We start from the raw sequence: 13,996 nt of genomic DNA, 5'->3' as shown, positions 1-13,996 counted from the left end.
ATGTCGGCGATCACAAGGCTCGGTGCCCTGTTAGGCGCTGATGAGGCCGGACGAATCGCCGCAGAACTCCGGCAACGGAAGCTCGCTCACCTCGCTGCCAAACGCGCTTTCCCGCCGAACCGTGCCGAAGTCAAGGTGCTGCTCGCTGAGCTCGTGGCCGACAGCGGTGACGTCTTCCGCGCTGCCGCGGTCTTGGACGGCATCGCTGCTGTTCCTCGAACGGTACGGCCGGATCTGGTCTGGACTTCACCACGTGTACCTGGAGGTGAAGGTAGAACGACTCTGGCGGCACTCGATCTCATCAACAACGCTCAGGTCGCAATCTATGCAGCAACTTACTCTGCGGGCCAGTACTCACCGCACCTCGTTGCACTCGCCAACGCCAGCAACCGGGGAGTTGCACTGACCGTTGTCGTGGACACCAGAGAGCGCAGTGACCACGCGACCATGGTGAGGGCCGTTCTCCCGAAAGCACGGATGTGGACACTCTCCGAGCCGGAGGACGGCTCGTGGGCGATCCAGCATTCCAAGCTGATCACCGTTGATGACAGCGTGTCTTTCGTGACCAGTGCGAATTTCTCCTCCGCAGCTGCTCACCGCAGTCTGGAGTGCGGTGTCCACAGCTCTGACCCGAACGTGGCCCGCGCGTTGCGCACCCACTTGGAATTGCTGCGTCAGAACGGGATTCTCGTGGATTACGACGCCCATTGAAAGTGGGCAGCAACGTCGGCGGTCGACTCGGCGCTGATACAGGCTTGGTCAGGTGTCAATCGGTATACTTGGTCAGGTGTCAATCGGTACAAGTGGGAGGGATCGCGTGACGAAGCCGTCCGGGCCTCAACCGCTCGACGAGATCGTGCGCCGCCGAATGCGTGCGCAGCGACGTCGAGACACCAAATTGGAGCTATCAATACGACGCCAGCTGCACGCTCGCGGTCACAGGTATCGAGTAGATTACCGCGCCGAGCAATCGCTCCGATGCCGAGGCGACCTTGTTTTCACGAGACGCAAGGTGACCATTTTCGTTGATGGATGCTTCTGGCATGGTTGCCCACTCCACGCGACTGCACCCAAGAACAACGCTTCGTGGTGGGCCGAAAAGCTGATGGCAAACATCGCTCGGGATGCGAGGAACACTGCAGCTCTGGAGTCACTCGGATGGGCCGTCGTGAGAATTTGGGAGCATGAAACGGTCGAACACGCGGTCGAGCGACTGGAGTCTGTCCTCGATGCACGTCGCTGAGCTCGACGTCATCAACAGGTCCCTGCAGCGCGAGATCACGCATCCCGCGAATCGGGTGGGCAGTATCTGGCTTCGAGCTGCGCCACTTGACTATCCCGAAGATCGATCGTCAGAGTAGGCAACGATGTGATCGTTCAAGGAAGCCAAGAACTCGTCAGAGAAAGTCAGCCGGCTCCGGATCAGTCTGTCGCGGAATCCCTTGGTGGCACGGAGCGAGAGCGGCTGAGCGCCATGCGTCTTCAGCACCGTCAGGAGATCTTGATGCTCTCCTGAGCTGGGCGTTTGGGGGTACTCAGATGCGATCACCTTCCAACGTTTGCCATCAGCGCCGCGGGCCGCGCTCGGCCACCTGGCCCCGTCGACGAGCAGTTCTTCTGGCCAGACGGAGTCGATCGGACGGTCCCGAAGCGCAAGCCGATCAGCGACCCACCTCGCGACGCGCGTACTGACGGCATTGCCGACCAACTTCCATCTGTCCCGCACTGGCGCCACGGACGTCCACCCCGGTGAGAACCCCTGAAGGACCTCCACCGACTCGATGCTCGGTCGGACGATCTGATGACGCAGCTCCGCACCGGGGAGCCACACAGCCGGCGGGCTCGCGACCCTCTGCGTTGTACCGCCCTTGATCGTCGGTACAGCACCGGGTGCCCAACCGACACCCCGGTTACCTTCCGTCCACGAGAATCCGTAGGCAGTCACCCCCTGATCGCCAACGGGCGGACCAGAATCCTCGGCCAGCAACATCGGTGCAGGATCACGTACGTTCGAAGCCAGGAGGATCACGCGCCTCCTCCGCTGTGCCAGACCGGTGAACCGGCTGTCCACCACCCTGTACGCCCATGAGTAGCCGCTGTCCTCGAGAGAATCGACGATCGGCGATATGGCACTGCCCCCACCGAGATGAAGCAGATTCGGGACGTTCTCGAGCATCAGCCAGGCTGGGCGATCGCGGTCTACCAGCTCGAGGACCTTCAAAACCAGGCTGGAGGCGTCCCCGGCGAGACCCCGCGTACGGCCTGCCTGACTGAGATCGGTACAAGGGAACCCGGCCGTGACCAGATCTGCGCCTCCGAGATTTTCGAGTTCGGAAACGTCAGTACCTACAGGGACACCTGGGAATCGGTCCGTGAGCACGGACCGCGCAGAGGCCCAACTGTCGACAAATCCGCTGATCTCGGCTGCCCCGGCTTCCGCCAACCCAACCTCGATACCGCCGATGCCGCTGAACAGCGACAGGGTCTGAAGGGGCTGAGCTGGCATCAACGACGCCTGGTGCCCGGAAACGCGTCCTCGATGACGTCGACCAGCTCCTGAGCTCGGACCGCCTCGAGCTGGAGGCTCTGACTTGACTTGTGGTCACTCGCCCGACCGTCGCTCCCGAAGGTGGAGAGGTGCAGCAGTCGATCAATTCCTTCGCCGACTGTGGCGTACTCGCAGTCCACTTCGGTCGGATGGGCCTTGATGCGCTTATGGGAGCGACCGAAGGACCGAACGCGTGCCACTGGAGTATCCCTAGCCTTCCCGATTGCCCGCCTCAGAGCATAGGCCGGAACCCACCATGACCCATGGAGACACATCGGAGCACGAACCACGAAGTCAGGCGGCCCGGGTTTGTCACGGCCCTCGGGTCAGTCGCGTACGGTGACGGCACGAGCGCACCCTCTGTGTCCGGCGCGATGAAAAGGACCGGGCTGGGAAGCTCAACTGCACTGTGAAAGACAACTGCCAGGGGGACTGCATGCCGTTCGAAAGCCCAGATGTGCCGTTGGGGGATCTGCTCAGGCAGGTTGCTTCAGGTAAGATTCAACTCCCCGATTTCCAACGTGAATGGAAGTGGGATTCCGACCGAGTCGCCAGCCTCATCGCGAGCGTCGCGCAGGGACATCCGGTCGGAGTGGTCATGACGCTGGAAGTCGGAGGGAGCGACGTCCACTTCGCACCCAAGCCCCTGTCGGGAGTAAAAGGCAGTCTCGCATCACCCGAGCAGCTACTTCTGGACGGCCAACAGCGGACGACGTCGCTCTACCAGGCACTGATGTCTGGAGAACCGGTGGACACGAAGGACGCGCGAGAGAAGAAGATCTCGCGGTGGTACTACATCGACATGAAGGTTGCACTAGCTCCAGACAGCGACCTCCAGGACGCTGTCGTCGCAGTTCCTGCAGACCGAATGATACGAGACAATTTCGGCCGGGATGTGATCATTGACTATTCGTCGACGCAGCTCGAGTGTGCCGCTGAGATGTTCCCAGCAGGGATCATCTTCGATCAAGCCGCGCTCAACCAATGGATGGTCACCTACCTCCAGCTGGAAACAAACGGTATGCCAGAACGTTTGATTCGGTGGACGGCTTTCCAGAACCGCGTGTTGAAAGAGATCGCGGACTACAAAGTGCCGGTCATCAGGTTGACCAAAGGCACGTCCAAAGAAGCCGTGTGCACTGTCTTCGAGAAGGTCAACACCGGGGGCGTTCCGCTCAATGTGTTCGAACTGCTGACCGCGACCTTCGCCAGCGAAAACTTTCGGCTCAAGGACGATTGGAACGATCGGCGAGCCCGACTGGACACGCGGGCCGTACTGCGTTCTGTCGAGAACACGGATTTCCTACAGGTTGTCTCGCTCCTCGCCACCAGAGACAAGCGAGAACGACACCTCGCTGCGGGGCGCCCGCCAGCTGATGCCCCTGGCATCTCCTGCAAGCGGCGCGACATCCTCCGATTGAGCCTGACTGATTACACCAAGTGGGCAGAGCCGGTCACCAATGCATTCGAGTGGTGCTACGAGTTCCTCTCTCAGGAGCACTTCTTCCGGGCTGACGATCTCCCCTATCGGACGCAGCTGGTTCCGCTGGCTGCTTGTCGAGTGATCTTGGGGGTCAGAGCCGAAGAGCATGGCAAGCGAGCCCTGATCAGGCGTTGGTTCTGGTCCGGCGTCTTGGGCGAGATGTACGGCGGCTCCACGGAAACCCGCTTCGCTCGAGACGTCGAGCAGATGAAGCCGTGGCTCGAGGGAGGAAGTGAACCCGGGACCGTGTCGGAGGCAAACTTCCGAGCCGCCCGACTCTTGACGCTGAAAACACGGAACAGCGCAGCTTACAAGGGGGTCTATGCCCTCCTGATGCAGTCAGACTGTCTCGACTGGATCAAACACCAACCGATGAACATGTCGTCGTTCTTCGGGTACAAGATCGACATCCATCACATCTTCCCGAAAGCGTGGTGCGCAAAGAACGACATCGATCACAACCGGCAAGAGAGCATCGTCAACAAAACCGCCATTTCCTACGACACCAACAGGATCATCGGCGCCAAGGATCCCGCTGATTATGTCACAGTCCTCGAGAAGCGAGCATCTGTCGACCAGGTTGTCATGGATGAAGTCATCAAGACGCACCTCATCGACCCGGGGGCTTTGCGGGCCGGCGACTTCAACGCGTTCTTCTCCGCTCGGCGCTCGGCGTTGATCGCACTCATCTCTGATGCGATGGGCAAGAGCGTGGTGGAGGATCCGGTCAATGAAGCAGCCGAAGTGATGCAGTACGAACCCGAGGCCGACGACACCACCGACGACGAGCTGGTGCAGGACGAGCGATCACCGCTTGTCGAGATTCCGAACAGCCAGGAACACTGAGTTCCGTAATTGCCAGTCTGCTTGACGCGGCTGGCAAGGGTGCATCGATCGCGTTAGCGCCGTCGCCGTCCAGTTCAGCGTTGGGAGGCCCCAAGCCGATTGGCCCAGTCCAACCAATCGGTGCCCCAATCGAAGGGAAACCTGCGCCATGTGTCGGTCAAGTGGTCCGTGAATCCCAAGGACCTTGTCTCAACTCGGCATCGCTGAGGCGGCGTCCACCTCGGTACACTCGACCAGGTCCCCAATCGTCATGCCTGCAGACAGCGCACACGCGTCTGCGCCAGTCGCCGACGCAGATACGCGACTCCAAATACCGCAGGGTCGGCGCCGGGCGGCGTCGACGCGGCCAACGCCTCCGGCGGTACATAGCGGACCAGTTCATCGCCGATTGATGGGCCCCTGGAGATGTATTACCGCTGTCGCTCGTGCCGAGGTGACAGCATGGACTGTCGGTTGACTTCTTGCGCAAGCCCCCATCACGAATGACGAGGCGGTGCCGGCATGAGACTGACCCCTGCCCAGTCCGACCGCGCCGCAGGCGTCCTCCTGGCCAGCGCCGCCGGCGATGCCCTGGGCGCGGGCTACGAGTTCACCTATCCGGCACGCACCGACACCATCGCGATGATCGGCGGCGGGCCGTTCGGTTTCGCGCCGGGCGAGTGGACCGACGACACGTCGATGTCCATCGCCGTCGCCCGGGTCGCGGCCCAGGGCATCGATCTGCGCACGCCCGCGGGCCTTGACGCCGTCGCGGCCGGGTTCATCGAGTGGTACGACTCCGAACCGAAGGACATCGGCAACCAGACCCGCGCCGTGCTGTCGCATCGCGACCGGACCGGCGCCGAGATGCAAGCCACCGCAGCCGGCCTGGACGGGCTCAAGGGCGGCAACGGATCGCTGATGCGGACCGCCGCCGTCGGTATTGCCTACCTCGACGACGCGGAGGCCTGCGCGGAAGCTGCGCGCGCCGTCAGCGAACTGACGCACGTTGATACGCGGGCCGGCGAGGCCTGCCAGCTCTGGTCGCACGCCATCCGGCACGCGGTGATCCACGGCAATTTCGACGGCGTGCAGGACTTCCTCGATCGTGCCCCGGTCGACGTCAGCGACTACTGGCGGCCGCTCATCAAGCAAGCCGAAACCGGCCGGCCGCCGAGCTTCCCGAATAACGGCTGGGTCGTGCACGCCCTGCAGACCGCGTGGTGGGCCATCACCTCCGCACCGGCCGACGATGCGCGCCATCTGCAGGCGGCCCTCGAGCTCGCCGTGCGGGCCGGCCACGACACCGACACGACGGCGGCCATCGCCGGAGCGCTGCTCGGCGCTCGCTGGGGCGCCTCCGCGGTGCCGGCGAAGTGGCGGCGCATCCTGCACGGCTGGCCGGGCCTGCGGTCTCGCGACCTGGTCGTCCTGGCCGCGCTCACGGCCACCGGCGGCAGTCACGACCGGGACGGCTGGCCCGGAATCGACCGCCTTGACTACGCGGCTAACTGGCACACTTCGGCGAAGCCGGTCCCGCACCCGCACGACAGCGGCGTCTTCCTCGGCGGCTATGACGCCGTCTTCACCGGGAAGTACGACGCCGTGGTCAGCCTCTGCCGGATGGGGTCGGCCACCCTCGACGCCGACCACACGGAGTTCTGGCTGATCGACGCCGGACCCCGCCGCAACCCCAACCTGGCCTTCCTGCTGGACGACGCCGCCCGGACCATCCAGGAGCTCCGCGCCGAGGGCAAGACCGTGCTGCTGCACTGCGTTCAAGGGCTCAGCCGCACCCCGAGCGTCGCCGCGCGGTACTCGGTCCTGCTGGGCCGCAACCCGGAGGACGTCCTCACCGCCATGCAATGGTCACACCCCAACCCGGAGCTGTGGGCGGCCGCGATCCGACCGCCCACAGCGTCCTGACGGTCGACTACCCCAGCGCCGTGGCCAACCGCTCTGACAGCTTCGCCACGAAGGCGGCCGGCTCCGGCAGCTCCCCACCCTCGGCGAGCAGCGCCATCCCGTACAGCAGCCGGGCGGTCTCCCCCAGCGCCACATCGTCCGGCCGGGCGTCCCGGGCCGACTTCAGCCCGGCAACCAGCGGGTGCGACGGGTTGAGCTCCAGCGTCCGCTTCACGCTCGGCGGCTCTTGGCCCATCGCCCGGTACATCTTCTCGAGCGTCGGGGTGAGGTCACCCGGCTCTCCCACCAGACACACCGCGGACGACGTCAACCGGTGCGACAGCCGCACGGCCTTCACCTCGTCGGCCAGCTCCGTCGACATCCAGCTCAGCAGCGGCTCGAACGACGTCGCCACGTCGGCATCGACGTCGCCACCGAGGTCGACCTCACCGCGGGCGACCGATGTGAACGCCTTGCCCTCGAACTCCGGCACCTGGTCGACCCACACCTCGTCGACAGCGTCGGTCAGCAGCAGCACCTCGTAGCCCTTGGCGCGGAACGCCTCCAGGTGCGGCGAGTTCTCCAGCGCCGACCGCGAGTCGCCGGTCGCGTAGTAGATCGCGTCCTGGCCCTCGGGCATCCGCTCGAGGTACTGCGCCAGCGTGGTCGGCTTCTCGGCATCATGCGTCGAGGCGAACGAGCAGATCTCCAGGATCGCGTTCTGGTTGTCGCGGTCGCTCAGTAGGCCTTCCTTGACCGCCCGGCCCAGCTCCGTCCAGAACGTCGCGTACTTCTCCGGCTCGTTCTCCTGCATCGACTTGACCGTCGACAGCACCTTCTTGACCAGCCGCTTGCGGATCAGCTGGATCTGCCGGTCCTGCTGCAGGATCTCGCGGGAGATGTTGAGCGACAGGTCGTTCGCGTCCACCACGCCCTTGACGAACCGCAGGTACTCCGGCACCAGCGCCTCGCAGTCGTCCATGATGAACACCCGCTTGACGTACAGCTGCACCCCGCGCGTCGCGTCCCGGTAGAACAGGTCCATCGGCGCGTGGCTCGGCAGGAACAGCAGCGCCTGGTACTCGAACGTCCCCTCCGCCGACAGCCGGATCGTCTCGAGCGGCTCCTGCCAGTCGTGGGAGACGTGCCGGTAGAACTCGGCGTACTCCTCCTCGCTGACGTCGCTCTGCGAGCGCGCCCACAGCGCCTTCCGCGAGTTGATCGGCTGCAGTTCGGCCGGCTCCTCACCCTCCGCCGGCGCCGGCTCCTCGCCGTTGACCAGCAAGATCGGCCAGGTGATGAAGTCCGAGTACCGCTTGACGATGGTCCGCACCGTCGACTCGTTGGCGTAGTCGTGCAGCGCGTCCTCGGCGTCCTCGGCCTTGAGGTGCAGCGTCACCGCCGTCCCCTGCGGCGCGCCCTCGACCTCCCCGATCGTGTAGCTGCCTTCACCGGCCGACTCCCACTGCACGCCGCCCGACGTCCCCGCCTTGCGGGTCACCATGGTCACCCGGTCGGCGACCATGAAGCTCGAGTAGAAGCCGACGCCGAACTGACCGATCAGGTCCTCGGTCGCCTGGTCACCGGCCGTGCCGGACTCCCGCGCCTGCCGCAGCTTCGCGAGCAGCTCGCCGGTGCCGGACTTCGCGATGGTGCCGATCAGGTCGACGACCTCGTCGCGGCTCATCCCGATGCCGTTGTCGCGGATGCTCAGCGTCCGGGCGTCGGTGTCGATCTGGAGCTCGATGTGCAGGTCGGAGACGTCCGCCTCGAGATCCTTGTCCTGGTAGGCGGCCATCCGCAGCTTGTCCAGCGCGTCGGAGGCGTTGGAGATGAGCTCACGGAGGAACACGTCCTTGGACGAGTAGATCGAGTGGATCATCAGCTGCAACAGCTGACGGGCTTCGGCCTGGAATTCGATCGTCTCGGTGGACATGGTGCGCAGTGCCTTTCGTGCCGGGTGTCGGTGCACCGGCCATCCTAAGAGGGACGCGGCGGTCAGACCGCCACCGGTGCGTCCCACTCCAGCCGGTGTCCGTTCATCCACGCCGTGCGGGCGTCGGTGACGATGTGGTGGAACGCGAAGCGCATCCCGGCCTCGGCGAACCGGCGGCCGATCGGTCCCGGGATCTTGCTGCTGCTGCTCCGGGCACCGACCTTGACGATGCGCTCCACCCGCCGCCGTCGCGCGTGCTCGTACGCCGCGAAGGCCGCAGGTACCGACGCGTTGTCGCGCAGCGCCTGCCCCAGCACCACCGCGTCCTCCAGCGCCATCGACGCCCCCTGCCCCGAGCTCGGCGCCGGCGCGTGGACCGCGTCACCGACGAGCACCAGTCGGCCGCGACTCCGCACCGGCACGTGCGGCAGGTCGTGGGTGTTGTCGCCGATCAGCTCCAGCGCGCCGCGGCGGATCAGGTCGACGGCCGGGCCGGCGTCGTCGGCCGTCAGCGCCGCCAACCGGTCACGCCAGGCGTCGACGCTCATCGAGTCCCGCTGCTCGGGCTGATCGGCGGCTCCGGCACGTTGACGAACCACACCGCCCGACCGTCGGGTGTCGGATGGGCGCCGAAGAACGCCTTCCGGCCGAACACGAAGTGCCAGGCCTCGGGCTCGAGACCGTGGGCATCGTCGGTGATGCCGCCGAAGTTCGTCAGCCCGACGTAGCGGGCGTCCGGAGCGGCGGGGTCGATCGCGCGCCGCACCACCGACCGCACCCCGTCAGCGCCGATGACCAGGTCACCGGTGAGCGTGGTGCCGTCGGCGAGCACCACCTGCACGTCGTCCCCGGTGTCCGACACGGCCGCGACCGCACTCCCGTGCCGGACGTCGACACCGCGCGCCCGAGCCTCCTCGGTGAGCCGAGCGGCGAGCTGCGAGCGCTTCAGCGTGAGCGCGACTAGACCGTCCCGCACCGGCGGCCCCAGGCTCAGCCGCCCGAGGAGTCGCCCGTCCGCGCCGTACATCACGTTGTCACGGGACGGGAAGCCCACAGCGGCGACCGCGTTCAGCACCCCCAGCGCGTCCATCGCGCTCAGCCCGTTGGGCGCGACGGTCAGGTATGAGCCGGCGTCCGGCGCCGACGGACGGCGCTCGACGAGCACGGACTCCACGCCCGCCCGGGCCAGCGCGAGCGACACCGCCGGTCCGGCCACGCCGCCTCCTACGATGAGAGCCCGCACCGCATCCCCTTTCATTCGATTCTCGAATGGTTCGAATGTCGAGAGAATAGGTAGATGTCCGAGACCCGTCAAGCCCTCACCGCCGACATCGGCCGCGCGGTGCAGCGCTACCAGCGCAGCGTCCAGGCGTTCGACGACGCCGTCGGACGGCGGCTCGGGCTCGGCCCGGCCGACCTGCGCTGCCTGGACTGGCTCACCGACGGTCCGATGAGCGCGGGCCGGCTGTCCGCGGCCACCGGCCTGAAGCCGGCGGCGACCACGGCCCTGCTCGACCGACTGGAGGGCCGGGGTCTGGTCGAGCGGTTCCGTGACGATCGCGACCGCCGGGTGGTGCTCGTCCGGATGACCCCGAAGGCAGCCGAGCAGATCGCGGCGATGTACCAGCCGATGGTCCAGGAGGGGCAGACCCTGTTCGAAGGGCTGACCGATCACGATCTCGCCGTGATGCGCGACTATCTCGACGTCTGCACCGCACTGACCGACCGGCACCGCACCCGGGTCACCGGCGCCTGAGCCGGCCGGGTCCGCTCGTCCTCCGTTCGAGGGAGAGACAATTCGCTGTTCGGGAGGCAAACTCGAACACATGAACGATCGACGAGACGGCATCGCCTCCCCGCAACAGCACCGCACCAAGGTCGAGGCGGCGGCCGGCCACCTGCCGTCCTGCTGGGCGTCGGCCCTCGGACTCGCCCGCCGGGGGCGACCACCGGAGGAGTTCGAGGTCAGCGCCGAGCGTGCCCGCGCGCTGCTGAAGGACGATCCCGCCGCCTGCCGCTGCGTCTCGGAGAACAAGGGTGTCCGGGGTCGGCGGAAGCGGTGACCGGGCCCCGGTTCCACCGTGCACCGACCGGCCCGGCCGCGATCGTGGCAGCATCGGAGCATGGCGTCGATCTGGGACCGGGTACGGCCGATCACCTGGTTCATCGTGGTGGTGAACGCGATCTTCCCGCTGTGGGTGCTGCACGGTCTGCAGAGCGGCGCCACGATGAACTGCGCGAAGGCCTACTACAACAACTGCGTCGCCGCCCCCGTCACCGCCAGCAGCCCGCTGCTGCCGATGCTGATGATGTGGGTGTTCGCCGACATCGCCCTGGGTATTGCCTGGGTGGTCAGCAAGCCGCGGCCGCAGTTGCAGGGGCCGTCACCGTACAGCTGAGGTCCGGCGCGGCGACCGGACCGGGCAGGTCAGACCCGTTCGCCGGCCAGCACCTTGCGGCGGACGGTCTTCTCCGCGTAGAACGACGCGACCGGCACGACGCCGGCCAGGATGACCAGCAGCGTGCCGACGGGCGTCCACCGGGCCTTGAAACTCAGGTCCAACACGATGAGGAAGTAGCCGAAGTACAGCAACCCGTGGATGGGTCCCCAGGTCGCGACGGCCCAGCGCTGGTCGAAGCCGTACCGCAGCACCATGGCCACCACCAGCACGAGCAGCGCGATACCGACGATCATCGCCGCGATGCGGAACCGTCCCAACGCCGCGAGCACCTTGGGCGGGACGGCTACGGCGTTATCGGGCACGACGATCCTTCTCGGCGAGCGCAGCGAGTGCGCGGTTGTAGGCAGCCAACTCGGGATCGTCGTCCTCGTCGTCCACGACGCCGGCCGGTGATCCGCTGTCCTGGCCACCCGGGGCGGACGCCTCCATCGTGCCAGCGCCGGTCTCGCCGGAGCCGTCCCCGGGCCGTTCCTGGCCCGTGACGGATCCGACACCCGCGGCCTCGGCGGTGAACGACTCGGCCTCGGCGAACATCAGCTCGAGCGACTCCCGGTGCTCTTGCTCCTCCTGAGCGCTGCGCTCCGCCTCCAGACGCATGAACTTGATCCACATGTAGACGAAGGCGATACCGAAGGCGGGCCACAGCAGGGCGTAGCCGAAGTTCTGGATGGTGCCGTCGGCCTCCTCGCTGCGGTCCAGCTGCCACCAGGCCAACCGGAAACACACCAGCGCCGCGACCAGCACGAGGACGTGGCCGACCACCCAACCGGGGCGAAGGAAACGGGACACGCTTCTTACGGTAACACCGTGACCTGCGACGATCCCCGGTCCACCGAGCCGCGCAGGCCGTCGAGCACCGCGCGGGTGTGGCGGCCCGGCACCGCCGGGGACCCCGGTTCCCGCAGGTCGGACAGCACGTCGACGTCGCGGTGCAGCGTGCTGGCCGCCGGCACCGTGAGACCCACCGCACCCGCGTCGCGGTGCCGACGGTAGGAGCCCACGCCGAACTGCGGGCGCAGCTCCCCCGATGACGCCGCCGCGAGCAACGTGGTGCCCGTGCCGTCGGCGTCGGCGACGACCCCCGGCCCACCGGCGGCCGTCGCCAACGCAGCCGCGAGATCGGCGGCGGTCAGGAACGGCAGGTCACCGGGCAGCACCGCCACCGGGCCGGTCCAGCCGCGGGCGGTCAGTAGCCGGGCGCCCTCGGCGATGGTCTCGTTCAGCCCCCGCACGTCGGTGAGCACCACCTCGACGCCACAACCGGCCAGCGCGTCCGCGTCCGGGACGTCCTCGGTGAGCACCAGCACCAGCGACACCCCGGCGGCGCCGCGCACCGCGGCGACGGTGTCCAGGGCCATCGCCCGGGCCAGCGCGGCGCGGGGACCGTCCGGCAGACCGAGGCGGGACTTGCCCCGCGTCGTCGCCTTGAGCGGGATGAGGACGGCGTAGGTCACGGGGCCAGCTGGGCGGCGAGCCGCGCCTTCTGCTCGTCGACGTCGTAGGTCGCCGCCGGGTACTGGGGATCCAGCTTCTCCAGGGTCTCCAGCAGCAGCGCCGCCACCGCCCAGTTCCGGTACCACTTGTGGTCCGAGGGGATGACGTACCAGGGCGCCGCGGTGGTCGAGCACCGGGTCAGCGCGACCCGGTAGGCCTCCTGGTAGGCCTCCCAGTAGGCCCGCTCGTCGACGTCGGCCGGGTTGAACTTCCAGAACTTCGTCGGGTCGTCCAGCCGGGCGGCCAACCGCTCGGCCTGCACCTCGAACGAGACGTGCAGGAAGCACTTGACGATCGTCACGCCCGACCGGGCCAGCCGGCGCTCGAACGCGTTGATCGCGGCGTACCGCTTCGTCCAGACCTCCCGCGGCACGAGATCGTGCACCCGGGCGATGAGCACGTCCTCGTAGTGCGAGCGGTTGAAGACGCCGATGATCCCGGGGGCGGGCACCTTCCGCTCGATGCGCCACAGGAAGTCGTGCTCGAGCTCCTCGGCCGTGGGCCTCTTGAACGACGACAGCTCCACCCCGGCCGGGTCGAGCAACCCCATCGCGTGCTTGATCACGCCGTCCTTGCCGGCGGTGTCCATGCCCTGCAGCACCAACAGCACCCGCCGGCGGTCACCGGCGGTGGACGCGGCGAACAGCCGCTCCTGCAGCTCCGCCAGCCGGGGCGCCATAGCCTCCATGCGGGCCAGGGCGTCGGCCTTGTCCTTCGGGACGCCCGGCAGCCGCTCGGTGCTCAGCTGGGCCAGCGTGATGGGGCCGTCGGGCAGCCGCAGCAGCTCCGCCGGACGCACCTCGGGCGGGCCCTCGGGGTCCAGGACGAAGGACTTCGCTCCGCCCGCCTTCTTGCCGGCGGCCTTCGTGCCGGCCGCCTTCGCCGAGGTGACGACGGCGGCCTTGGCCTGCGACTTCTTGGAGCCCTTGTCTGACTTTGCCATCCGACCACTGTGTCACGGGGTTCCTGCGCGCGGTACACGGCGTGCGCCGAGGTCCGATCTCGCCTTGGTGCCGGCCCGTGTCGCCGGTCGACAGGTGGTGCAGAACCCCGTCGCCGAGCAACCCGATGGACAGCGGCTCGGCCGGCAGCATGATCTCGCACCTCCCGGGTCGGTCCCCATACGGCACCCCGTGCCCCGCGTCGTCCCGACGTCGGATCGGGCATCGGAGATCCGTCGACCTCCGTGCCCACCGGTATCTGACGGTGCCGCACTGCCTCGTGCCGATGGCCGACCCGCGGCGGACGTGAGCCGCAGGCATGCGTCCGGATCCGGCGGGTAGCTGGCGCCCGCGTCGCTGAACACCGCGACCATTTCGAAGGGTCGTCCCCTCAGCGACGCC

Annotated in this window: 15 protein-coding genes; 7 read left to right on the top strand and 8 right to left on the bottom strand. The window is 67.1% G+C overall.

Annotated features, from left to right (window positions below):
- Both drmC and DB033_RS01425 read left to right on the top strand, forming a co-directional pair.
- The gene (gene drmC / locus DB033_RS01430; protein WP_111765135.1) at positions 1–711 is read left to right on the top strand and encodes a DISARM system phospholipase D-like protein DrmC; all 711 of its coding nucleotides are present in this window, start codon (positions 1–3) and stop codon (positions 709–711) included.
- Between the two features lie 157 nt (positions 712–868).
- The gene (locus tag DB033_RS01425) at positions 869–1,243 is read left to right on the top strand and encodes a very short patch repair endonuclease (RefSeq protein ID WP_111765134.1); all 375 of its coding nucleotides are present in this window, start codon (positions 869–871) and stop codon (positions 1,241–1,243) included.
- A 90-nt stretch (positions 1,244–1,333) separates the two neighbouring features.
- On the opposite strand, the gene DB033_RS21765 is transcribed toward DB033_RS01425, so the two are convergent.
- The gene (locus DB033_RS21765) at positions 1,334–2,506 is read right to left on the bottom strand and encodes a DNA cytosine methyltransferase (RefSeq protein WP_111765133.1); all 1,173 of its coding nucleotides are present in this window, start codon (positions 2,504–2,506) and stop codon (positions 1,334–1,336) included.
- Positions 2,507–2,984: 478 nt separating this feature from the next.
- Here DB033_RS21765 and DB033_RS01410 point away from each other — a divergent pair, with 478 nt between their 5' ends.
- Both DB033_RS01410 and DB033_RS01405 read left to right on the top strand, forming a co-directional pair.
- Positions 2,985–4,877 carry a DUF262 domain-containing protein gene (locus DB033_RS01410; protein ID WP_111767146.1) on the top strand — a complete coding sequence of 631 codons (1,893 nt, stop codon included), beginning with the start codon at positions 2,985–2,987 and terminating at the stop codon, positions 4,875–4,877.
- Between the two features lie 501 nt (positions 4,878–5,378).
- Positions 5,379–6,782: an ADP-ribosylglycohydrolase family protein gene (locus tag DB033_RS01405; RefSeq protein ID WP_111765131.1), complete on the top strand. Its 1,404-nt coding sequence runs from the start codon at positions 5,379–5,381 to the stop codon at positions 6,780–6,782.
- A gap of 7 nt (positions 6,783–6,789) precedes the next feature.
- Here DB033_RS01405 and htpG read toward each other — a convergent pair whose 3' ends face one another.
- From htpG to DB033_RS21020, 3 genes are all read right to left on the bottom strand, one after another.
- On the bottom strand, positions 6,790–8,697 hold the full coding sequence (htpG, locus tag DB033_RS01400; protein ID WP_111765130.1) for a molecular chaperone HtpG: 1,908 nt from the start codon (positions 8,695–8,697) through the stop codon (positions 6,790–6,792).
- Between the two features lie 62 nt (positions 8,698–8,759).
- Entirely contained in the window at positions 8,760–9,245 is a 486-nt protein-coding gene (locus DB033_RS21025) for an FAD-dependent monooxygenase (RefSeq protein ID WP_205843596.1), read from the bottom strand.
- Complete coding sequence (locus DB033_RS21020; RefSeq protein WP_205843595.1) at positions 9,242–9,913, bottom strand: FAD-dependent monooxygenase; 672 nt, start codon at positions 9,911–9,913, stop codon at positions 9,242–9,244. Before DB033_RS21020 ends, DB033_RS21025 begins: the two co-directional genes overlap by 4 nt.
- Positions 9,914–9,994: 81 nt before the next feature.
- On the opposite strand from DB033_RS21020, the gene DB033_RS01390 reads away from it, so the two are divergent.
- From DB033_RS01390 to DB033_RS01380, 3 genes are all read left to right on the top strand, one after another.
- Positions 9,995–10,453, top strand: a complete 459-nt coding sequence (locus DB033_RS01390; protein ID WP_111765129.1) for a MarR family winged helix-turn-helix transcriptional regulator — start codon at positions 9,995–9,997, stop codon at positions 10,451–10,453.
- A gap of 70 nt (positions 10,454–10,523) precedes the next feature.
- On the top strand, positions 10,524–10,760 hold the full coding sequence (locus DB033_RS01385; protein ID WP_111765128.1) for a hypothetical protein: 237 nt from the start codon (positions 10,524–10,526) through the stop codon (positions 10,758–10,760).
- A gap of 60 nt (positions 10,761–10,820) precedes the next feature.
- Entirely contained in the window at positions 10,821–11,096 is a 276-nt protein-coding gene (locus tag DB033_RS01380) for a hypothetical protein (protein WP_111765127.1), read from the top strand.
- Positions 11,097–11,125: 29 nt separating this feature from the next.
- Here DB033_RS01380 and DB033_RS01375 read toward each other — a convergent pair whose 3' ends face one another.
- Genes DB033_RS01375 through DB033_RS01360 form a run of 4 tightly spaced genes read right to left on the bottom strand, consistent with a single transcriptional unit; the run spans position 11,126 to position 13,596 of the window.
- The gene (locus DB033_RS01375; protein ID WP_205843594.1) at positions 11,126–11,461 is read right to left on the bottom strand and encodes a DUF3817 domain-containing protein; all 336 of its coding nucleotides are present in this window, start codon (positions 11,459–11,461) and stop codon (positions 11,126–11,128) included.
- A complete protein-coding gene (locus tag DB033_RS01370) occupies positions 11,451–11,948 on the bottom strand; it encodes a transcriptional regulator (protein ID WP_157970441.1) in 498 nt (165 codons plus the stop codon). The genes DB033_RS01375 and DB033_RS01370 overlap by 11 nt, the downstream gene beginning before the upstream one ends.
- 5 nt (positions 11,949–11,953) lie before the next feature.
- Positions 11,954–12,613: a 2-phospho-L-lactate guanylyltransferase gene (gene cofC, locus DB033_RS01365; protein WP_111765125.1), complete on the bottom strand. Its 660-nt coding sequence runs from the start codon at positions 12,611–12,613 to the stop codon at positions 11,954–11,956.
- Positions 12,610–13,596: a PPK2 family polyphosphate kinase gene (locus tag DB033_RS01360; RefSeq protein ID WP_111765124.1), complete on the bottom strand. Its 987-nt coding sequence runs from the start codon at positions 13,594–13,596 to the stop codon at positions 12,610–12,612. Before DB033_RS01360 ends, cofC begins: the two co-directional genes overlap by 4 nt.
- Positions 13,597–13,996: the final 400 nt, after the last annotated feature.

Source organism: Nakamurella deserti, assembly GCF_003260015.1.
Classification (GTDB): domain Bacteria; phylum Actinomycetota; class Actinomycetes; order Mycobacteriales; family Nakamurellaceae; genus Nakamurella; species Nakamurella deserti.
The sequence above is the reverse complement of the archived record's forward strand: the minus strand, read 5'-3'. Positions and strand labels throughout refer to the sequence as shown.